The sequence below is a fragment of the Microbacterium sp. NPDC056736 genome, from assembly GCF_042790415.1.
GTDB lineage: Bacteria > Actinomycetota > Actinomycetes > Actinomycetales > Microbacteriaceae > Microbacterium.
On the sequence record NZ_JBHTZE010000004.1, the window covers coordinates 31,000 to 52,129 of the forward strand.

Annotated in this window: 20 protein-coding genes; 10 read left to right on the plus strand and 10 right to left on the minus strand. The window is 71.8% G+C overall.

The features are described 5' to 3' along the window. Positions 1-56: 56 nt before the first annotated feature. Genes ACFRAL_RS09610 through ACFRAL_RS09620 form a run of 3 tightly spaced genes read right to left on the minus strand, consistent with a single transcriptional unit; the run spans position 57 to position 1,628 of the window. Positions 57-725: a DUF4166 domain-containing protein gene (locus ACFRAL_RS09610; protein WP_336398281.1), complete on the minus strand. Its 669-nt coding sequence runs from the start codon at positions 723-725 to the stop codon at positions 57-59. Beyond that, complete coding sequence (locus ACFRAL_RS09615) at positions 722-1,348, minus strand: SRPBCC family protein (RefSeq protein WP_336398282.1); 627 nt, start codon at positions 1,346-1,348, stop codon at positions 722-724. Before ACFRAL_RS09615 ends, ACFRAL_RS09610 begins: the two co-directional genes overlap by 4 nt. Positions 1,349-1,397: 49 nt before the next feature. Further along, entirely contained in the window at positions 1,398-1,628 is a 231-nt protein-coding gene (locus ACFRAL_RS09620) for a YkvA family protein (RefSeq protein WP_336398283.1), read from the minus strand. Between the two features lie 104 nt (positions 1,629-1,732). Between ACFRAL_RS09620 and ACFRAL_RS09625 the strand changes: the two genes are divergently transcribed. Beyond that, positions 1,733-2,074 carry a DUF2834 domain-containing protein gene (locus tag ACFRAL_RS09625; protein WP_336398284.1) on the plus strand — a complete coding sequence of 114 codons (342 nt, stop codon included), beginning with the start codon at positions 1,733-1,735 and terminating at the stop codon, positions 2,072-2,074. Between the two features lie 31 nt (positions 2,075-2,105). Here ACFRAL_RS09625 and ACFRAL_RS09630 read toward each other — a convergent pair whose 3' ends face one another. The 5 genes from ACFRAL_RS09630 to ACFRAL_RS09650 form a co-directional block, all read right to left on the minus strand. Next, a complete protein-coding gene (locus ACFRAL_RS09630; RefSeq protein ID WP_336398285.1) occupies positions 2,106-2,972 on the minus strand; it encodes an AraC family transcriptional regulator in 867 nt (288 codons plus the stop codon). A 219-nt stretch (positions 2,973-3,191) separates the two neighbouring features. Further along, a complete protein-coding gene (locus ACFRAL_RS09635; RefSeq protein ID WP_378882210.1) occupies positions 3,192-4,565 on the minus strand; it encodes a diguanylate cyclase in 1,374 nt (457 codons plus the stop codon). Then, positions 4,562-5,359 (minus strand): alpha/beta fold hydrolase, encoded by a 798-nt coding sequence (locus ACFRAL_RS09640; protein ID WP_378882212.1) that lies wholly within the window; start codon positions 5,357-5,359, stop codon positions 4,562-4,564. Before ACFRAL_RS09640 ends, ACFRAL_RS09635 begins: the two co-directional genes overlap by 4 nt. A 96-nt stretch (positions 5,360-5,455) precedes the next feature. After that, positions 5,456-8,176 (minus strand): cation-translocating P-type ATPase, encoded by a 2,721-nt coding sequence (locus ACFRAL_RS09645; protein WP_378882214.1) that lies wholly within the window; start codon positions 8,174-8,176, stop codon positions 5,456-5,458. A gap of 61 nt (positions 8,177-8,237) precedes the next feature. Further along, on the minus strand, positions 8,238-8,924 hold the full coding sequence (locus ACFRAL_RS09650; protein WP_378882216.1) for a TetR family transcriptional regulator: 687 nt from the start codon (positions 8,922-8,924) through the stop codon (positions 8,238-8,240). Positions 8,925-9,049: 125 nt separating this feature from the next. On the opposite strand from ACFRAL_RS09650, the gene ACFRAL_RS09655 reads away from it, so the two are divergent. From ACFRAL_RS09655 to sucD, 3 genes are all read left to right on the plus strand, one after another. Next, positions 9,050-10,633 carry an FAD-dependent oxidoreductase gene (locus ACFRAL_RS09655; protein WP_378882219.1) on the plus strand — a complete coding sequence of 528 codons (1,584 nt, stop codon included), beginning with the start codon at positions 9,050-9,052 and terminating at the stop codon, positions 10,631-10,633. 84 nt (positions 10,634-10,717) lie between these two features. After that, on the plus strand, positions 10,718-11,884 hold the full coding sequence (sucC, locus tag ACFRAL_RS09660; protein ID WP_336398291.1) for an ADP-forming succinate--CoA ligase subunit beta: 1,167 nt from the start codon (positions 10,718-10,720) through the stop codon (positions 11,882-11,884). Positions 11,885-11,929: 45 nt separating this feature from the next. Next, positions 11,930-12,832 carry a succinate--CoA ligase subunit alpha gene (sucD, locus tag ACFRAL_RS09665; RefSeq protein WP_336398292.1) on the plus strand — a complete coding sequence of 301 codons (903 nt, stop codon included), beginning with the start codon at positions 11,930-11,932 and terminating at the stop codon, positions 12,830-12,832. 66 nt (positions 12,833-12,898) lie between these two features. Here the strand turns inward: sucD and ACFRAL_RS09670 are convergent, their stop codons facing one another. Beyond that, a complete protein-coding gene (locus ACFRAL_RS09670) occupies positions 12,899-13,135 on the minus strand; it encodes a tautomerase family protein (RefSeq protein WP_336398293.1) in 237 nt (78 codons plus the stop codon). Positions 13,136-13,192: 57 nt separating this feature from the next. Here ACFRAL_RS09670 and ACFRAL_RS09675 point away from each other — a divergent pair, with 57 nt between their 5' ends. After that, positions 13,193-13,633, plus strand: a complete 441-nt coding sequence (locus tag ACFRAL_RS09675) for a nitroreductase family deazaflavin-dependent oxidoreductase (protein ID WP_336398294.1) — start codon at positions 13,193-13,195, stop codon at positions 13,631-13,633. Between the two features lie 10 nt (positions 13,634-13,643). Then, positions 13,644-14,387 (plus strand): formylglycine-generating enzyme family protein, encoded by a 744-nt coding sequence (locus ACFRAL_RS09680; protein WP_378882223.1) that lies wholly within the window; start codon positions 13,644-13,646, stop codon positions 14,385-14,387. 155 nt (positions 14,388-14,542) lie between these two features. Here ACFRAL_RS09680 and ACFRAL_RS09685 read toward each other — a convergent pair whose 3' ends face one another. Continuing rightward, positions 14,543-16,027 (minus strand): NCS2 family permease, encoded by a 1,485-nt coding sequence (locus ACFRAL_RS09685; protein ID WP_378882226.1) that lies wholly within the window; start codon positions 16,025-16,027, stop codon positions 14,543-14,545. 128 nt (positions 16,028-16,155) lie between these two features. On the opposite strand from ACFRAL_RS09685, the gene ACFRAL_RS09690 reads away from it, so the two are divergent. The 4 genes from ACFRAL_RS09690 to ACFRAL_RS09705 all read left to right on the plus strand — a co-directional run bounded on the left by ACFRAL_RS09690 (position 16,156) and on the right by ACFRAL_RS09705 (position 21,108). Beyond that, positions 16,156-17,487: a DUF6350 family protein gene (locus ACFRAL_RS09690; RefSeq protein WP_378882228.1), complete on the plus strand. Its 1,332-nt coding sequence runs from the start codon at positions 16,156-16,158 to the stop codon at positions 17,485-17,487. Between the two features lie 9 nt (positions 17,488-17,496). Further along, a complete protein-coding gene (purN, locus tag ACFRAL_RS09695; RefSeq protein WP_336398298.1) occupies positions 17,497-18,099 on the plus strand; it encodes a phosphoribosylglycinamide formyltransferase in 603 nt (200 codons plus the stop codon). Between the two features lie 25 nt (positions 18,100-18,124). Next, a complete protein-coding gene (gene purH / locus ACFRAL_RS09700) occupies positions 18,125-19,729 on the plus strand; it encodes a bifunctional phosphoribosylaminoimidazolecarboxamide formyltransferase/IMP cyclohydrolase (protein WP_336398299.1) in 1,605 nt (534 codons plus the stop codon). A 74-nt stretch (positions 19,730-19,803) separates the two neighbouring features. Next, the gene (locus ACFRAL_RS09705) at positions 19,804-21,108 is read left to right on the plus strand and encodes an RDD family protein (protein WP_378882231.1); all 1,305 of its coding nucleotides are present in this window, start codon (positions 19,804-19,806) and stop codon (positions 21,106-21,108) included. The last annotated feature ends 22 nt before the right edge of the window (positions 21,109-21,130 follow it).

Here is a 21,130-nt window from a genome sequence, read left to right on the forward strand (position 1 = left end):
AACTGAATGCCAGCATCAATAGTACTCAGTGTCACCTCCGGCTGTCGTCGGCGGCGTCAGGTGCGCGCTTCGTGGCGGCGGGGCTTGAGCCGTGCGGGGGCGTCGTGCGCCGGCATCCACTCGCACCGGAACGAGCCGCGGTACCCGAAGAGGAAGCCGAAACGGCGGTTGTGCACCTCCAGGTCCACGTGGAAGAGCCCGTCGGCGTCGTCGAAGTACTCGTGCAGGCGCGCGCGGCCGCTGAAGAGCATCGGGAAGCGGAAGGCGACAGGTCCCTCGTAGAACCGCTGCGCGTCGGAGGTGAGCACGAGCCCGCCGCGGTCGTCGACGCGCAGATCGAGATCGACCGCGAGGTGCTGGTGGGTGCCCAGGTAGTCCACGATCCTGTGGCCGTCGAGGATCATGGTGGCGTCGAATCGCCGATGACGCCGCCCGATCGTGTACTCGCGGACGAAGGTGACCGTCTCGCGCCCCAGCGGGTCGCGGTACGGGAAGTTCTCGATCGTGAACGGCACGTCGGTGCCGGAGTCGGGGACGAGGATGTTCCGAAGCCGCCCGATCTGCAGGAACGGCACCGTCCACCACGGGCCGCGACGGACCGAGGTCATGACACCGCGGCCGACGCAGGCCTCACCGGACCGCAGGCCGACGCCGAACCGGCGCTGCATCATCGGGTGCAGGCGCTCGAACTCGGCGCCGAGCGCCTCGCGGAAGATCGACGTCATCGCACGCGCTCCGGATCGGGAAGCGCCGCGAGGGATGCCGGAGCCGCGGCGAGGTGGTCCGCCCGGCGCGAACCGCCCGCGGGTGCCCGGCGGCAGCGGGCGGCGCGCGGCCGGTCGCTGCGCCACCACCACAGCACGCTCCACAGCGGCCAGCGCTCGGGCGGAGTCCCGGTCTCGAGCCAGATCCGCAGCCGGTCGAAGCTCCATGCCGTCGCCCAGCCCAGGACCGGGCGGACGACGGCATCCAGCACGCCCCATCCGGGCGTGTAGTCGTAGCCGGTGATGAACACCGTGCCGCCGGGGCCGGGCACGTACCGCCAGTAGCCGCGACCGGCGCTGATGGGCGACATCCGGTCGCTCGTGTGGAAGCGCAGCGCAGACGTGCGGGCGCCGCCGGCGCCGTGCCGCTCGCCGATGCTCACGCCGGTGCCGTGCACGGTGTGGAAGGGCACGCGGCGCTCGTACGTGAACGCGGTGGCGCCGCCCTCGGCCGTGCCGGTCGGCGTGATGCGCGTGAAGCGCACGTCCCACCGCACGTGTTCGGCGGGGTCCTGCGTCGCGTTCCAGACGGCGTCGGGAGGGGCGGCGATCGACGTCTCCACGTAGATGCCGCTGCGCCTCACACCACGACGTTACGACACGCGCGTGCGCGGACGGCGCGGCGCACCGGCGCTACCGCGTGGTGAGACCGGCCCGCCAGCGGCGCTGCTCGCGCGCGAAGAGCACGGCGAAGACCGCCCACACGCCGACGTCGTCGGCGAAGCCCAGCGGGCCCAGCACGAGCTCGGGGATGAGGTCGATCGGGACGACCGTGTAGACGACGGCGGCGACGGCCGCGACCCATGTCGTCGGCGCGACACGGTGCTCGCGGCGCGTGATCGCCTTGAGGAACCTGAACCACATGCCATCCAGTGTGCGCCACGCCGGGGGGAGGAGGGCGCGGTTCGCACAACGAACTGGTCACGGCCGCGCGGGCGGTAGCATCCGGGGAAACGACCGGAGGCGTCATGAAGGCCAGCTGGACCCCGCTCGCGATCGTCTACCTCGTGCTGGCGATCATCGGCCTCGTCGGGACGTTCTTCTTCAATGCGTGGACCGTCGTCGCCGGTCGGGACTTCCTCGGCGACGTGTTCGGAGGGGGCCCGGCTGTCTCCTCGATCGGCGTCGACCTGCTCGTGGTCGCCGTCGCCGGCGCCGTGTTCATCGTCGTCGAAGCGAGGCGGCTGGGGATGAAGCGCGCGTGGCTCTACATCGTCCTGTCGCTGGTCACCGCCTTCGCGTTCACCTTCCCGCTGTTCCTCGCGATGCGAGAGCGCAGGCTGCGGTCGCCCGCGGCGGACCGGTCATGATCGCACTTCCGGTCCGCCGCGGCGTGCGCGGCTAATCGCGCTCGACGGGCAGCCACAGCTCGCAGGTCGCGGTGCTGAAGTCGTCCGCGCGATCGAGCACGGCGACGATCGATGGTCCGGGCCGCAGTCGCCATGGGTTCGACGGGAACCAGTCGGTCGCCGTCGCGGCCCACGCCGCCTGCAGCGCCGACGGGTACGGGCCCTCGCTGCGGAAGACCGCCCAGGTGCCCGCCGGCACCTCGATCGCGTCGAGATCGTCGGGAGCCGGGGTGTCGTGGCCGACCGCGACGCCGTGCAGGTAGGTCAGCTCGCTGCCCTCGGCGTAGTCGGGGTCGACGTCGGCGCTCACCTGGAGCAGTCCGTGCGGCTCGATGTCGCTCAGCTCCTTCAGCCGGGCGTGCTCGGCGGCCGGGAGCCCGGCGATGTGAGCCTGGATGTGCGGATTGACGCCGTCGTGGATGAGGGGGACGCGGGTCGCGTGCCCGATCAGGCGGAAGGCGGGTCGGTCGGCGATACGGGTGTCCATGGGGGAGCTCCCTTCTACGGTCAGGCGGAACCTGAGCTGCGGTTGTGTGCGAAGGGGGCCGCCGTCGCGACGCACGTCGCCGGGGCTCGCGCCGTGCACCGCCCGGAACGCCCGGCCGAACGCCTCGGTCGACCCGTAGCCGTAGCGGACCGCGACGCCGAGCAGGTCGCCGCCGCCGAGCACCTCGGCCGCGGCGACGGTCATGCGCCGCCGCCGGATGTACTCCGACAGCGGCATGCCCGCCAGCGACGAGAACATGCGCCGCACGTGGTACTCCGTCGTGCCCAGGCCCGCGGCCAGGGTGCCGAGGTCGATGTCGCCCTCGAGGTTGTCGTCGACGTACTCCACGACGCGGTTCAGGATCGCGATCACGGTTCCTCCTTCGACATCCAGCCTTCCGGTCGACGCGCGCCCGCACCCGATCATCCCGGTCCGATCCGATCGGGTCACCCCTGGTCTCGTTCGGCAACACCACGTTTCGTTCGACACACCACGGCGGGGCGTGGCGTCTCGTCGCGGATACGGTGTTCACCCGCTCCGGCTGTCGGCATGCACCACGTTGCCCGCGAGACACCACGGGCGGAGCGGGGGTCAGTCGACGGCGGCGAGGGTGAGACGGTTCTTGCCGGCGCGCTTGGAGCTGTACATCGCGGCATCCGCTCTCACCAGCAGCTGCTGCGCGTCGGGACGCTCGTCGATCCCGGGCAGGTACAGGGAGATGCCGAGGCTCACGGACGCCGAGACCACGCCGCCCGCGACGGTGATGGGCGCGCGGGTGACGGAGAGGATCCGCTCGGCGATCGCCTCGGCCGCCAGCGCGTCGGCCCCCGGGCAGATCGCGACGAACTCGTCGCCGCCGATGCGCCCGACCAGGTCACCGGTGCGCACGGATGCCGTCAGCCGGGTGGCGATCTCGAGCAGCACCATGTCGCCGGACGCGTGGCCGAAGGCGTCGTTGATGCTCTTGAAGTCGTCGACGTCCAGGAAGAGGACGGCGAGCGGCTCCCCCGAGGCGGTGGACGCCTCGATCTCGTCATCCAGGCTCAGCTGCAGCAGCTGGCGGTTGGCGACGCCGGTGAGCTGGTCGTGGAGGGCCAGGAACGCCAGGCGGCGCTGCAGCCGCACACGCGTGAGGGTCTGGGATGCCTGCCGCCCGAGCGCCTGCTGCAGCTCGAAGTACTGCGCGTCGAAGTCGGTGCGCCGTGCGAAGAAGCACGCGAGATTGCCGAGCCGCCGGCCCTCGGCGAGCAGCGGGGTGACGGTGATCGACGACAGGCGCTCGGCGCGCATCGCCGTGGCGAGCTCGGGGTGCACGTCGTCGATGTCGTCGGCGTTGACGACGGTCACCTCGGGGGTGTTGCGCAGCGACGGGATGGGGGCGACCTTGCCCGCGAGCGGATTCGTGCCGCCCCTGAGCACGAGTTCGCCGTCGTCCTCCCGGAGGTAGACGGCGGCCTCGCGCGCGGCGAACGCATCGCGCGCGGCGGCGGCGAACGACTCGGCGACCTCGTCGTCGGTGGCGCTGACGTCGAAGCTGCTGGAGACGTCCTGCAGGACGCGCACCCGCTGCTCCGAGGTCTCGGCGGTCCGCCGTGCGGCCAGGAGCTCCCGCTCGTACTGCGCGCGTTCGGTGGCCTTGAAGATCGCCATGCGGACGAGGCCGGTTTCGTCGTCGCGCACCGCGTTGACCAGCGTCGGCAGCGGCGTCCCGTCGGCCGCGACGAGGGTCAGGGCGACCTCCTCCACCGCGCCCACGAGGTGCATCAGCGGGGTGTGGCGGGTCTCGTAGAAGATGCGGCTCCCCCCGTCGAGCAGCGACGCGAACGGCCGGCCCACGACGTCCTCCCGCGCGCGGGCGGTCCACGCCAGGAAGGTGTCGTTCGCCTCGACGACGTCCCCGCCCGGCGTGGTCGCGACCAGCCCGCACGGCGCGAGCTGGAACCAGCCCCGATCGTGCAGGCTCATGCGACGAACGCGAGGATCTGGTCTGCCACCTCGTCGGGCGCGGAGAGGTTGGGCACGTGGCCGGTCGCGTTCAGCAGCGTGAAGCGGCTCTCCTTGATGGCGGCGTGCACATAGCGGCCGACCTCCTCGGGCGCGATGGCGTCGTCACGACACTGCAGCACCAGGGTCGGCACGGAGACGAGCGGAAGGTCGGCCCGGTTGTCGGAGAGGAATGTCACGCGCGCGAAGTGCCGGGCGATCGTCGGGTCGATGCTGCAGAAGCTGTCGGTGAGGCGCTCGCCGAGGGCGGGGCGATCGGGGTTGGCCACGATCGCCGGCGCGATGACCCGCGACCACCCGAGGTAGTTCGCGTCGAGGGCGTCCATCATCGCGTCGATGTCGCTGCGCCGGAAGCCGCCTCGATAGCCGTTCTCGTCGGTGTACCGCGGCGAGGGGGAGACGAGCACGAGCGCCTTGAAGCGGGACGGATCGCGGTTGGCGGCCAGCACGCCGATCATCGCGCTCACCGAGTGGCCGACGAAGACGACGTCCGTCGCGTCGAGCGCCTCCAGGATCTCGAGCACGTCCGTCGCGTACCCGTCGAGCGAGTCGTACTTGCTGGGGACGTACGCGGACGAGTCCGAGCCGCCGGCGCCGACGTGGTCGAACAGGACGACGCGGTGGCCGGCCTCGAACCGGGGTGCGACCAGGTTCCACGCTTCCTGGCTGCAGCCGAAGCCGTGGGCGAACATCACCATCGGGCGACCGGATTCGCCCGTGACCCTCACATTGTTTCGGCGCAGCGCGTCGGTCATGGCGTTCCTATCCTCGGCGCAGGGGGACGCCTCAAGTGATCGTATGCGACGGCGCCGACGCCGGCGCCCACGGGCCCGCGCCGCCGCCCGTGCCCGTCATGCGACCGCCGCCCGGCGGCGGAGGCGGCTGCGGCGGATCCACTTCTCCAGCTCGATCAGCACGGGCACCAGCAGCGCCAGCCCGAGTGCCGTGAGCCACTCGTCGCCCGACAGGCTCGTCGTTCCGATGAGCCGCTGCATGAAGCCGACCTCGACGGCCGCCACCGTGAGCACGAGCGGGATGGAGAGCCACTTCACCGCGATGATGATGGGCGGTGCGAGGCCGGACTCGGGATCGCGGCGCATCACCAGGCCGCCGAAGATCGAGCCGAGGGCGCACACGACGAATGCCATGGTCACGGGCACGTTCGGCTGGGTGGAGCTGAGCTGGTCGGGGTAGATCAGCAGCGGGATCAGCGTCGTGAGGAAGATGAGGCCGCCGTAGATGAACCACAGCGTCACCGCCGCGGGATTGGCGATGGTCTTCTTCGGGTCGCGCGGCGGCTTGAGCATGATGCCCTCGGGAGCCGGGTCGAGGAGGATCACGATGACGGGGAAGATCGCCACGAAGAAGTTCAGGAACAGCACCATGATGGGCGTCAGCGGCACGCCGTCGTTGATGCCGAAGATGCTCGCCACGAGGAACAGCAGCACGAGCGAGAACAGCTGCGACATCTGGAACCGGACGTAGCTGACGATCTTCTCGTAGATCGAGCGCCCGAGGCGGACGGCCGTGACGAGGGTCCCGAAGTTGTCGTCGACGAGGATCATCTTCCCCGCCTGCTTGGTCACGTCGCTTCCCGACCCCATGGCGACGCCGATGTCGGCCTGCTTGAGCGCGGCGGCGTCGTTCACGGCGTCGCCGGTCATCGCGACGACGGCGCCCTGCTCCTGCATGAGGCGGGCCAGGCGCAGCTTGTCCTCGGGCGTGACCCGGCCGAACATGTGGAGTCGGGGGAGGGCGGCCTTGAGCTCGTCGTCGCTCATCGCCTGGATCTCGGCGCCGCTGGCGGCGCCCTCGCCGAGACCGAGCTTGGAGCCGATCGCGGCGGCCGTGATCGCGTGGTCGCCGGTGATCATGCGCACCTCGATGCCCGCCTCCCGGGCGATCCGCACCGCCTCCTTCGACGACGGGCGCAGCGGGTCGATGATCCCGACCAGCCCGACGAAGATGAGGTCGGACACGGCCGCCATCGGATCCTCCGCCACCGCCGCGTCCGGCGCGTAGCGTCGGAACGCGAAGGCCAGCACGCGCAGCCCCTGCTCGGAGAGCGAGCGGTTGGCTTCCAGGATCTGCTCGCGGCGGTCGGCGATCGGCACGACGCCGTCCATGGTCGCCACCGCGCTGCAGCGGTCCAGCACGACGTCGGGGCCGCCCTTGACGTAGCCGACGAGCGTCTCGGTGCCCTCCACCGGGATGCGGTGGAAGGTCGCCATGAACTTGTACGCCGAGTCGAACGGCACCTCGGCCACCCGCGGGAACTTCGCGCGCGTGAGCTCCGCCTCGGCGCCCAGCTTCGCCGCCAGCACCACCAGGGCGGCCTCGGTCGGGTCGCCGATGACCGCGCCGTCGTCCGACACGGTGGCGTCGCTGCAGAGCGTGAGCCCGAGGGCGAGCTGGGTGAACTGCGGCACGGGGAGTCCGGCGGCGTGGCGGACCTCGCCGGTCTTCTCGTAGCCGGAGCCCGCCACCGTGAACCACTCGCCGCGGTAGTACAGCGACTCCACCGTCATCTCGTTCATGGTGAGCGTGCCGGTCTTGTCGGAGTTGATGGCGCTCGTCGCGCCGAGCGTCTCGACGTCGGTGAGGTTCTTGACCACCGCCTTGTGCTCCGCGAGCTGGCGGGACCCGTACGAGAGCATCGCCTGCACGAACGACGGCATGCCCGTCGGGATCGCCGAGATCGCCATCGAGATGCCGAGCAGGATCACCGAGGCGATCTCCTGCCCGCGCAGCAGGCCCGTCACGATGATGACGGCGACGGCCCCCCACGCGATCCAGCCGAGCACGCCGGTGAGCGAGTCGAGCTCACGCTGCAGGGGCGACTTGGCGGGCTTGACGGACGAGAGCATCGACGCGATGCGACCCATCTGCGTCTGCATGCCGGTGTCGGTGACGACGATCGCCGCCGTGCCGCGGGTGACCTGGGTGTTCTGGAAGACCATGTCGGTGCGGTCGCCCAGCGTGGTCTCGGGATCGGCGAGGGTCGAGGCATCCTTCGCGATCGGCGCGCTCTCGCCGGTGAGCGCCGCCTCCTGCGTCTCGAGCGTCGCCGACCGGAGGATCCGCCCGTCGGCGGGGACCAGGTCGCCCGCCTCGAGGTTCACGATGTCGCCGGGGACGAGGGCCGTCGCGTCCAGCTGGACCAGCGTGCCGTCGCGGACGACCTTCGCCTGCGGGATCTGCATCTTCGACAGCGCGTCGACGGATGCCTTCGCCTTCATCTCCTGCCGCGTGCCGAGCACGATGTTGAGCACGACGAGGGCACCGACGAGGATTCCGACGCTCACCTGGTTGATGAAGAGGCTGATGACCGCGACGGCCACCAGCATGATGTTCATGGGGTCGGCCAGCTGCTGCAGCGCCACCTGCCATGTCGACGGGGGCTTCTCGGCGGCGATCGAGTTGGGGCCGTGCTCCGCCAGCCGCTGCGCGGCGTCGGCGGAGGTCAGTCCGCGCTCGCGGTCGCTGCGCAGGGCGGCGACGACGGCGTCGGGATCCTGGGCGAACCAGGGGGCGGGCGTTGCCGTGTCTTGCGAGGCGTCCACGGTGCTCATGGCTTGAACATACAGCCGGGCATCGCCCGCGGAACAGGAAATTTCCTCGTCGCCGGGCGGGTCAGGCGTCGAGCTGCTCGCGGAGCCTGCGGGTGAGCTCCGCGGTCGGCGTGCCCCGGCGGAACACCGCGACGACCACGTCGTCGGCGGCCGCATCCGACTCGCCGTCCGGAAGGACGCCGAACCGGCGGCGCGCGTCGTCGAGCGCCGCGCGCAGCACCGAGACCGGGACCTTCTTCGGCCCGCGGATCAGGCGCCGGAGCACGTGGTTGTGCACCGCGGTAACGAGCGCGGCGAATCCCACGGCGTCGAGGGGGTCGAGCCCCGGCAGCGACGCGCGCAGGTACTCGTCGAAGAGCCGCTCGTAGCGGAAGACGGTCACGATCTCGCGGTCCCGCAGCGCCGGCACGCCGCGCACCACCGCGTAGCGGCGGCGGGCGAGCTCGGGGTCGGCGGCGAAGTGGGAGTAGACGAGGACGGATGCCTCGCACACCGCGGCCCACGGGTCGCGGTGCGCCTGCCCCAGGAATTCCCGCAGGCGGTCGAGCAGCACCTCGTGGTCGGTGAACACCACGTCGTCCTTGCCGCCGAACTGCCGGAAGAAGGTCGATCGCGACACCCCGGCCGCCTGGGCGATCTGCTCCACGGAGGTCTGGTCGAAGCCCTGCTCGTCGAAGAGCTCCAGCGCGGCGGCCACCACGGCCGCGCGCGAAGCGGCCTGAGCGGCGGAGGCGGCGGTGTCGGACATCTCGGGGAGAGCCTAGTCCGTGCGTTCCGCGCCCGCCGCGACGCTCCGCCGCGCGCCGAGGACGCACGGACCCGCCGCTGTCAACGGGGCTCGACGCGGCGTCGATCGTGCACTTCACTTGCTCCATGACGCCGATCTGGAAGCGGGGGGCGCCACGGGTCGCCGGAACCCCCTTCGAACCGGGACGACACCGCGACGTGGTGGTCGTCGGCGCGGGGCTGACGGGCCTGGCGACCGCCCTGATGCTGGTGCGCCAGGGGCGCGAGGTCGCCGTGATCGAGGCGGGCGAGGTCGGGGAGCTCGCGTCCGGTGCGAATACCGGCAAGCTCACCGTGCTGCAGGGGTCGGTGCTGTCCGCGCTGCGCCGCCACCATTCCGCGCGCCTGGGCCGCGCCTACGTCGACGCCAACCTCGACGGCGCCCGATGGCTGACCGCGACCGCCGACGAGCTCGGCGTGCCGTACTCCCGCCGCGCCGCCTACTCGTACGCCCAGACGCCCGAGGGCGTGCACCGGGTGGACGCGGAGCTCGAGGCGGCACTCGACGCCGGACTGCCGGCGCGACGCGTCGAGCCGGACCAGCTCGCGCAGTCGCCGTTCCCGATCCTCGGCGCGGTGGCACTGGACTCCCAGGTGGCGATCGACCCGTACCGGCTCCTCGTCGCGCTCGCCGAGGCCTTCGTCCGCGAGGGCGGGACGCTGCACACCGGCGTGCGCGTCACGTGCGCGCACGTCGTCCCGCGCGCGGCCGTCGACACGACCGCCGGCTACGCCGAGGCCGATCACGTCGTGCTCGCGACCGCCACGCCCATCGTCGATCGCGGACTGTACTTCGCCAAGGTGCGCGGGCTTCGCTCCTCGTGCGTGGCGTTCGCGACGGACGGGCCGCTTCCCGAGGGGCTGTACGTCACGGTCGACGGCGAGACGAAGTCGGTCCGATCCATCACGGCCGAGGACGGGCCCGTCGACCAGGCGCAGCTCGTCGTCGGCGGCAACGGGTTCCCCACCGGACGCTCGTCCTCGCCGCGCACGCGGATCGACGCGCTCGTCGCGTGGACCCAGCGCCACTTCCCCGGGGCGGAGCCGGTCGCGGCGTGGTCCGCGCAGGACTACGAGTCGCACAACCTGGTGCCGTTCGTCGGGGCGATGCCCCGGTCCCTCGGACGCATCCGGTTCGCCACCGGCTACGCGAAGTGGGGCCTGTCCAACCCGCCCGCCGCCGCGCTGCGCCTGGCCGCCGAGATCGACCGGGTGCCTCGGCGAGATCGTCCGGACTGGATGAACGTCCTCTCGACGCGCTTCACCGTCCCGGCCGACCTCGCACGCGGCGGCGTGCAGAATCTGCGGGTCGGCTGGGAGGCGACATCCGGCTGGATCGGCGCCCAGAGCGTTCCCACGCCGATACGTCGCCCCGCCGAGGGGTGCGGCGTCGTCGCGAGCCGTGCAGGACAGCCTGTCGGCATCTCGACGGTCGACGGGCGCACCAGGGCGGTGAGCGCCGTCTGCACCCACATGGGCGGCGTCCTGCGGTGGAACGACGCAGAGTGTACGTGGGACTGTCCGCTGCACGCGTCCCGGTTCACCGCGGAAGGGCGCCGCCTGGAGGGCCCTGCGCTGCACGACCTGTCCGGACTGCCGCGGGTGCCGGGCGAGGAGGTCGAGGAACCGCCCGGCGCGTCGCTGCGGTCAGAACCGGACGACGACCGGTAGTAGGCTGGGGCACTGGTCGATATCTCGACATCAAGACGCTTTCCCCGCGTCATCCCGCCCGTTCGCCCCAGCGAAGGAATCACTGTGGATCTGTACGAGTACCAGGCACGAGACCTTTTCGAGAAGTACGAGGTGCCGGTGCTCCCGGGCATCGTCGCCGACACCCCCGAGGAGGCGAAGGCAGCGGCCGAGAAGCTCGGCGGCGGCGTCGTCGTCGTGAAGGCCCAGGTCAAGACGGGCGGCCGCGGGAAGGCGGGCGGCGTCAAGGTCGCCAAGAGCCCCGACGAGGCCTACGAGGCGGCCAAGGCCATCCTCGGCCTCGACATCAAGGGCCACGTCGTCAAGCGGGTCATGGTCGCCGCGGGCGCCCGCATCGCCGAGGAGTACTACTTCTCGGTGCTGCTGGACCGCGCCAACCGCTCCTACCTGTCGCTCGCCTCCGTCGAGGGCGGCATGGAGATCGAGCAGCTCGCGGTCGAGAAGCCCGAGGCGCTCGCCCGCATCGACGTCAACCCGGGCACGGGCATCGACAAGGCCAAGGCCGTCGAGATCGCCGAGGCCGCCGGCTTCGACGCGGGCCTCGTCGACAAGGTGAGCGACGTCTTCGTCAAGCTCTACAACGTCTACAAGGGCGAGGACGCCACCCTCGTCGAGGTCAACCCGCTCATCCTGTCGGAGGACGGCGAGGTCATCGCCCTCGACGGCAAGGTGACGCTCGACGACAACGCCGAGTTCCGTCACGCCGCGCACGCGCTCCTCGAGGACAAGGCCGCCGCCGACCCGCTGGAGGCCAAGGCCAAGGAGAACGACCTCAACTACGTCAAGCTCGACGGCGAGGTCGGCATCATCGGCAACGGCGCGGGCCTGGTCATGTCGACCCTCGACGTGGTCGCGTACGCCGGTGAGAACCACGGCGGGGTCAAGCCCGCCAACTTCCTCGACATCGGCGGCGGCGCCTCGGCCGAGGTCATGGCCGCGGGCCTGGACGTCATCCTCGGCGACCCGCAGGTCAAGTCGGTGTTCGTGAACGTCTTCGGCGGCATCACGGCGTGCGACGCCGTCGCCAAGGGCATCGTCGGTGCGCTCGCGGAGCTCGGCGCCACCGCGTCGAAGCCCCTCGTGGTGCGCCTGGACGGCAACCGCGTCGAGGAGGGCCGCAAGATCCTCCAGGATGCCAACCACCCGCTGGTGACCCTGGCCGCCACGATGGACGAGGGCGCCGACAAGGCCGCCGAGCTCGCCAACGCCTGACCGCCGCTTCGACAAGCTCAGCGACCCACATAAGGAACAACAGACATGTCGATCTTTCTTGACAAGGACTCCAAGGTCATCGTCCAGGGCATCACCGGCGGCGAGGGCACCAAGCACACCGCGCTCATGCTCAAGGCCGGCACCAACGTCGTCGGCGGCGTGAACGCGCGCAAGGCCGGCACCACGGTGCTGCACAAAGACAAGGACGGCGGCAGCGTCGAGCTGCCGGTGTTCGGCTCGGTGGCCGAGGCCATCGAGAAGACCGGTGCGGACGTCTCGATCGCGTTCGTCCCCGCCGCGTTCACGAAGGCCGCGATGATCGAGGCGATCGACGCCGAGATCCCGCTGCTGGTCGTCATCACCGAGGGCGTCCCCGTCGGCGACTCGGCCGAGGCGTGGGCGTACGCGTCGGCCAAGGGCAACAAGACCCGCATCATCGGCCCCAACTGCCCGGGCATCATCACGCCGGACGAGTCGCTCGTGGGCATCACGCCCGCCAACATCACCGGCAAGGGACCGATCGGCCTGGTCTCGAAGTCGGGCACGCTCACGTACCAGATGATGTTCGAGCTGCGCGACATCGGCTTCTCCACCGCCATCGGCATCGGCGGCGACCCGATCATCGGCACCACCCACATCGACGCGCTCGAGGCGTTCGAGGCCGACCCCGAGACCAAGGCGATCGTCATGATCGGCGAGATCGGCGGCGACGCCGAGGAGCGCGCGGCCGACTTCATCAAGGCCAACGTCACCAAGCCGGTCGTCGGCTACGTCGCCGGCTTCACCGCCCCCGAGGGCAAGACGATGGGCCACGCCGGCGCCATCGTGTCGGGTTCGGCCGGCACCGCGCAGGCGAAGAAGGAGGCCCTCGAGGCCGCCGGCGTCAAGGTCGGCAAGACGCCGTCCGAGACCGCCGCGCTGATGCGCGAGATCATCGAGTCGCTCTAAGGGGTACAGCTCGACAAGCGATGGCGGATGCCGCGACCCCGGGTCGCGGCATCCGCCATCGTCGTCTCAGCCGGCGACCGGCGAGCCGCCGAAACGCGACACCTGGCCCGCGCGGTCGGCGTCTTCGCTGGCGAGGACACCGCCGTTGGCCACGAAGTCGGCGGCGACCTCTTCGAACATGATGCGGACGTCCTGCCTGCGCGCCCCGAGCGCCTCGACGGCGGCGCGGGTGACCTCCTCGGCGAAGCGGCGGCGCTGGTCCACGGTGCGTCCGGGAAGGAGTTCGACTCTGATGTTGGGCATGACTCGAACATAGAGGGCGCGCGGCCCGCCCCTGCGCAGGCCGAATACGCTGGTGGCATGCCGTTGACCGGAGAGTACAAGCCGTCCACGTCCGACTGGGCGCGCAAGCAGGCGGAGGTCTTCGAGGCCTCCAACGGAGAGAAGGCGAACACGCTGCGCGGCGTGCCGATCATCGTGCTGACGACCGTCGGCGCGAAGTCCGGAGCGCTGCGCAAGACCGCGCTCATGCGCGTCGAGCACGACGGCCGCTACGCCGTCGTCGCGTCGAAGGGCGGCGCGCCGGACGAGCCGAAGTGGGCCGAGAACATGCGTCGCCACCCGCTCGTGGAGCTGCAGGACGCCGATGTGAAGCGCGACTACCTCGCGCGGGAGCTGGACGGCGACGAGCGCGCGCAGTGGTGGGAGCGCGCGTGCGCGGTGTGGCCCGACTACGACGCGTACCAGACTCGCACCGACCGGCAGATCGCCGTGTTCGTCTTGGAGCCGCAGGACGGCTGAGCCGGCCCGCATGACCGACATCGAGCTGGCGTCGATCGGCGCCGGGACGGTCACCCTCCACGACGCCCGCCGCAAGGCGCGCTGGAGCGTCGAGCTCGAGCCGTTCGAGATCGGCGTGCTCCCCGTCACCCAGGAGCAGCTCGCCGAGCTTCTCGGCGAGCCGTCGACCCACCCTCGGCGGCCGGCGACCGACGTGAGCTGGCTGCGGGCCATCCGCTTCTGCAACGCCGCGTCCGAGTGGGAGGGACTGGACCCCGCCTACACGTTCGACGGCGAGGTGGTCACGTGGCACGTCGATGCCGACGGCTTCCGCCTGCCGACCGAGGCCGAGTGGGAGCACGCGTGCCGCGCGGGGTCGGCCGGCCCGCACTACGGACCGCTCGCCGACATCGCGTGGACGAGCGCGGACGGCGTCACGTCGCCGCAGGACGTCGGCGGGAAGCATCCGAATCTCAACGGGCTCTTCGACACCCTCGGCAACGTGTGGGAGTGGTGCTGGGACCTGCTCGACCCCGCGCGCTACGCCGACTACCGGGTGTTCCGGGGCGGCGGCTTCGCCGACGACGCGTGGAGCGTGCGCGCGTCGACGCGCCGGGGTGGCGCGCCGCGCATGCACCACGACGATGTCGGCTTCCGGGTCGCGCGCGGCGGCTTCGACGCCGTCGGGGCCGCCCAGGGCTGGTCGGCCGCGGTCGACCGCGAGCGCGCCGACCTCGACGGTCCGCTCCCGCCCGGCTGGACGCCGTTGCGCTGAACCCCCGGTTCCCGGGTTTGGGGCGCGTCCCGCTCGTCCGGGGCGCGTCGCGTGCGCCCCGGATGCACGTCGCGCGCCCCGAACCCGAGGCGCGCCGGGCCGGGAGATGCCGAAGGGGACGGATGCCGCAGCACCCGTCCCCTTCGCGGTGAGACTCAGCCGAGCACGGCCTCCAGCGGCCCGCGGGCGAAGTAGAGCACGAAGCCGGCCGCGACGACCCACAGCAGCGGGCTGATCTCGCGCGCCTTGCCCGACAGCGAGCGCACCACGACCCACGCGATGAAGCCCGCCCCGATGCCGTTGGCGATCGAGTAGGTGAGGGGCATGACGGTGACGGCGAGGAAGACCGGCAGCAGGATCGAGAAGTCAGTGAAGTCGATGAAGCGGATCTGCGACATCATCAGGGCGCCGACGATCACCAGCGCGGCGGCGGCGACCTCGGTGGGCACGATCGACACCAGCGGCGTGAAGAACATCGCGATGAGGAACAGCGCACCGGTGACGACGTTCGCGAAGCCGGTCCGCGCCCCCTCGCCGATGCCTGCGCCGGACTCGATGAACACCGTGTTGGACGAGCTCGACGTGAATCCACCGGCGACCGCGCCGACGCCCTCGACGATCAGCGCCGACTTGATGCGGGGGAAGTCGCCCTTCTCGTCGGCGAGCCCCGCCTCCTTCGACAGGCCCGTCATGGTGCCCATGGCGTCGAAGAAGTTCGTGAAGACGAGCGTGAAGACGAGCATGAGGGCCGCGAGCACGCCGATCCGCTCGAACGAGCCGAACGAGATCTGACCGACGAGCGAGAGGTCGGGGACGCTCACGAGCGACGCCGGCAGCTCCGGCACCGACAGGCCCCAGCCGCCCGGGTTGACCTCGTCGCCAGCGAACTTCGGCCCGATGTTCCAGATCGCCTCGACGACGACCGCGACGACGGTGCCGGTGACGAGGCCGATCAGGATGCCGCCCTTGACCTTGCGCGCCACCAGGACGCCGGTCAGCAGCAGCGTGAACACGAAGATGAGGGTGGGGACCGTCGCGACAGAACCGTCGACGCCCAGGCCGACCGGGGGAGAGGACGCTCCCGTCGAGGTGACCAGGCCCGCGTCGACGAATCCGATGAAGGCGATGAACAGGCCGATGCCGACCGTGATGGCGATCTTCAGCTGGATCGGCACGGCGTCGAAGATCATGCGCCGCAGCCCGGTCGCCGCCAGCAGCACGATGATCAGACCGTTGATGACGACGAGACCCATCGCTTCGGCCCACGTCACCTGGCCGACGACCGAGACCGCGAGGAACGAGTTGATGCCGAGCCCGGCCGCGAACGCGAACGGCAGACGGGTCACGAGGCCGAACAGCACGGTCATGACACCGGCGGTGAGTGCGGTGGTCGCCGCCACCTGGGTGAAGCCGAGGGAGTCCCCGGCGACGTCGACGCCGCCGGAGAGGATGATCGGGTTGAGGATGACGATGTAGGCCATCGTCACGAACGTCACCACACCGCCGCGCACCTCGGTGCCGATGGTCGATCCTCGCCGGGTGATCTCGAAGAACCTGTCCAAGCCGTTCTTCGGCGGGGGTGTCTCGCTGCCGTCGAGTGCCTCGGGTGCGTTCGACGTCGTGGACGGGGCTGCGCTCATGTGTGGTTGACCTCCGTCAGAGAACGTTAGTCGCTCCGGCGGCCGGCAGATTCCGCAGAACGGATGCCGCGCCTCCGCGGCGCGGGCGACCGGGAGGCGGACGCGGCGCGAAGTAGGGTCTATGGCGCATGCATCGCCTCATCGTCGCCCTCCTGTCATCCGTCGACGCCGCCATCGCGGTCGCCGTCGGGATCGCGGCGACCCTCGCGCCGCTGACGCTGCTGTGGGTCTTCGGGTTCGGCGGTGGCGCCGACTGGGGGGTGCTGTGGCCGGCGGCCGTGGCGGTGTGGCAGCTGGGCAACCTCGTGCCGCTGCACATCATGCTCCCGCCCGAGTACCTCGCCGCGACCGGCATCCCCGCCGACGCGGCATCCTTCGCCCTCTCGCTCGCCCCGCTGGCGTTCGCCGTCTTCACCGCCGTCTTCGCCGCCCGGTCGGGCGTGCGCGCGTCGCGCGCCGACGCGTGGATCACCGGGGTGGCCTCGTCGATCGTCGTGTTCGCGGCGCTCGCGACCGGCGCGGCGCTCACGGGAGTGAACGGCGTCGCGGTCGCGGTGACCTGGCAGGCGATCCTGGTGCCCACGCTGGTCTTCGCGCTGCCCGCGCTCACGGCCGCCGTGGTGACGGAGTGGATCGAGGCTGGATCGGGTGCGATCGCGCGGCTCCGCGACCGGGTCGAGTCGATGCCCCACGGCTGGGCCGAGACCCCGGCGCTCATCGCGCGGGGATCCGCCGTCGTGGTGGTGGGGCTCGTCGGCCTCGGCGCGGCCGTCGCCGCCGTCGCGGTGTTCGCGCGGGCGGGTCGGATCGTGGCCCTCTTCCAGGCGGGCGACGCCGACGTGCTCGGCGCGACCCTGCTCACGCTCGCGCAGCTGGCGTACGTCCCGACCCTCGCCGTGTGGGGCCTCAGCTTCGTGGCCGGACCGGGTTTCGCGGTGGGCGAGGGCACCTCCGTCTCGCCGGCCGGCACGCAGGTGGGCATCGTGCCGGGTCTTCCCGCGCTGGGCGCCGTGCCGGAGTCGACGACCTCGTGGCTGCTCCTGCTGGCGCTCCTCCCCGTCGCGCTCGGCGCGCTCGCGGGGTGGATCGCCCGCTCCCGTCTGGTGCACGCCGGCGCGCCGACGCCCGGGCGCGCGGAGGACGCCGTCGCGGCGCGGCTCACGATCACCGCGGGCATCGCGCTCGTGTCCGGCGCCGCCGCCGCGCTCCTCTGCGTCGCCGCGTCCGGATCCGTCGGACCGGGGCGCCTGGCGCACTTCGGCCCGGACGCAGGGCCCGTGGCCCTCGCTGTGGGGCTCGAGGTGCTCGTCGGCGCGGCCATCCTGCTGCTTTCCCCCCGCGGCTCGCACGATCCGGCCGCGCCCGAACCGCCCGCACCCGCCGCCGCCGCGGAGGCGACCACCGAGCCCATCGAGCTGCCGCGGCTCACGTCGCACGGTCCGAGCCGGGTTCCGGACTAAACTGAGTCGGTGCTCACGGTCGCCGTCCTCATCTCGGGCACAGGGTCGAATCTGCGTGCTCTGCTCGACGCGGCGGCCGAACCCGAGTTCCCCGCCCGCATCGTCGTCGTCGGCGGCGACCGCGAGGCCGACGGCTTCGCGCACGCGGAGGACTACGGCATCCCGACCTTCATGGTGCCGTTCGCGCGATTCGGCACCCGTGAGGAATGGGGCGCCGAGCTGGGTGCGCAGCTGGCCGTGTGGAAGCCCGACCTCGTCGTGCTCAGCGGCCTCATGCGCCTGCTGCCGGCCGACCTCGTCGACGCGTGGTCGCCCCGCATCATCAACACCCACCCGGCGTACCTGCCGGAGTTCCCCGGCGCGCACGGCGTGCGCGACGCGCTGGCCGCCGGCGTCGCGCAGACCGGAGCCAGCGTCATCATCGTCGACAGCGGCGTCGACTCGGGGCCGATCCTCGCCCAGGAGCGCGTGCCCGTGCTCCCCGGCGACGACGAGCACGCCCTGCACGAGCGCATCAAGCCCGTCGAGCGCCGCCTGCTCATCGACGTCGTGCGCCGCATCGCGACCGGCGACCTCGACCTCGCGGCGGCCTCCGCACGCGCCCAGCTCTGACCCACCCCACCGAGGAGAACCCGCCATGGCCGGACCGAGCCACGACCCCGCCCTCTACCGCTCCCGCGACGTCGTCCCGGTGCGCCGGGCGCTGGTGTCGGTGAGCGACAAGACCGACCTCCTGACGCTCGGGGCCGCCCTCGCGGAGGCGGGCGTCGAGATCGTCTCGACCGGCGGCTCGGCGACGCTGCTGCGCGAGGCGGGGTACGAGGTGACCGACGTCTCGCGCGTCACCGGGTTCCCCGAATCCCTCGACGGCCGCGTCAAGACGCTGCACCCGAGCGTGCACGCGGGCCTGCTCGCCGACCTCCGCCTCGAGGACCACGAGCGGCAGCTCGCCGATCTCGACATCGCCCCGTTCGAGCTCGTCGTGGTGAACCTCTACCCCTTCGTCGAGACCGTGCGCTCCGGCGCGCAGGGCGACGACGTCGTCGAGCAGATCGACATCGGCGGGCCCGCCATGGTGCGCGCGTCGGCGAAGAACTACGCCAACGTCGCCATCGTCGTCTCGCCGTCGTCCTACCCGGCCGTCATCGAGGCCGTGCGGTCCGGCGGCACCTCGCTCGTGCAGCGCCGCGAGCTCGCCGCGCGCGCGTTCGCGCACACCGCGGAGTACGACCGCGCCGTGGCGACCTGGTTCTCGGAGGGCACGCTCCTCGAGGACGACCTGCCCGCGCACCTCACGATCAAGGCCGAGCGCCTCGCCACACTGCGCTACGGCGAGAACTCGCACCAGCGTGCGGCGATCTACACCCGCAACGGCGGCCACGGCATCGCCCAGGCCACGCAGCTGCAGGGCAAGGGGATGTCGTACAACAACTACGTCGACGCCGACGCCGCCCTCCGCGCCGCGTTCGACATGGTCAAGCCCGCCGTCGCGATCATCAAGCACGCCAACCCGTGCGGCATCGCCGTGGCGGCTCCGAAGTCGCCGGACCCCATCGCCAGCGCCCACCTGCGCGCGCACGAGTGCGACCCGGTGTCGGCCTTCGGCGGCGTCATCGCGGCCAACCGCACCGTGACGCTGAAGATGGCCGAGAACCTCCGCGACATCTTCACCGAGGTCATCGTCGCGCCCGACTTCGAGCCCGAGGCGCTGGAGGTGTTCCGCCTCAAGAAGAACCTGCGCGTGCTCCAGCTGCCGGCCGACTGGCAGCAGGAGCGGATGGACGTGCGCCTGGTGTCGGGCGGCCTGCTGCTGCAGGACGCCGACCGGTTCCCCGACGACATCGAGTCGGTCGCCAAGGACTGGCAGCTCGTCTCGGGCGAGCGTCCGTCGGACGACGAGATGACGAACCTCATCTTCGCGTGGAAGTCGTGCCGCGCCGTGAAGTCCAACGCCATCGTGCTGGCCAAGAACTCGGCGACGGTCGGCATCGGCATGGGGCAGGTCAACCGCGTCGACTCGTGCCGGCTCGCCGTCGAGCGCGCCGGGGACCGCGCGGCGGGGTCGGTGGCGGCATCCGACGCGTTCTTCCCCTTCGCCGACGGCCCGCAGGTGCTGCTCGACGCCGGCATCTCGGCGATCATCCAGCCCGGCGGCTCCGTGCGCGACGACGAGGTGATCGCTGCCGCGCAGGCTGCGAACGTCACGATGTTCTTCACGGGCGAGCGCCACTTCTTCCACTGACGCCGTGTTCCGATGACGGCGCCCGCCGGGCGCCCGGGTTAGGGTCGATGCGGAGTTTTGGCCAGGAGGACCGCGTGATCTGGGAGATCGACGAGTCGACCCGTGGTATCGAGGGTCTCGACGACGACGGGCGACCGCGGCCGGAGTACGCCGCGTCACTCGGCCTCGTGCGCGCGCCCTTCGGTCGCCGCGCGCTGTCGGCGACCATCGAGGCGGTCGTCTACGTCCTGCTGCAGCTGCCGCTGCTGCTGGGCGCGCTGCCGGCGCTGCTCGCCGCGTCGGCGGAGGCGGATCCCGCCGAGGCGCTGCAGGGGCGGCTCGTGCTCGTCGTGGTGCTCACCGCGATCTCGACCGTGCTCACCACCGTCTACCTCATCGTTCAGCTGGTGCTGCACGGCCGGCGCGGCATCACGCTCGGCAAGGCGCTCACCGGCCTGCGGTCGGTGAACGTCCGCACGCTCGAGCGCCCCGGCTTCTGGCGCGGCGCGGTCGTGCGCGGGCTCGTGCTGTGGGCGAGCTTCGCGGTGCCGCTCCTGGGGCCGCTGCTGGTGATCGCGCTGTCGCCGTTGTTCGACCCGGAGCGCCGGGGCCGGGGCTGGGCGGACCTCGCGGGCGCCACCTGGCTCGTCGACGCCCGGCACGGCCTCAACCCGTATGACGACAAGCGCATGCGCATCGCGCGCAAGACGGTCGCGACGGATCTGGCGGACGTCCGCAGCGAGCTGCCCTCGCTCGCGACGGCCGCCGGCCCGCGTCCGCCTGCCGCCTACGTCCCGGCCCCGCGCAGCAGCGGCGGCGTCCTCGGGGCGGCACGCGGCGAGGCGGCATCCGGCATCGCGACACCCGCTCCCGCTCCGGAGCACGGGGCGCCCGCGCCCGCGACGACGCCGTTCGACGCGCCGGATCCCGTCGCGGCGCCCGCCGGTCCCACGGCCTCGGGATGGGTCCCGCCCCAGCTGCTGCCCGACGGGAGCGCCGCGTCCCCGGTGCGCGAGGCCCCGGCCGTCACGGGCGCGCAGGGCGGCCCCGCAGCCCCCTCCCGTCCGGGTGCGTCCGCCGCGCGCTTCGTGCTGGATACCGGCCGGGTCGTCGACGTCGGCAGCGGCATCCTGATCGGCCGCGATCCCGCCCCGGTCACCGGCGACGACGGCGTCGCCCCGGTCGCGATCGACGACCCGACGATGTCGGTCTCCAAGACGCACCTCGCGGTGCTGCCGCACGGAACCGACACCGTCGTGGTCGATCGCGGGTCGACCAACGGCAGCGCCGTCGTGCGCGGCGGGGCGGAGCATCCGCTCGTCCCCGGTGCCCCGGTCGCGCTGCGGCCCGGCGATACGATTCGGTTCGGGGACCGCCACGCAATGATCCGCATCGGCTGAGGCCGATGCTCGACCGGGACAG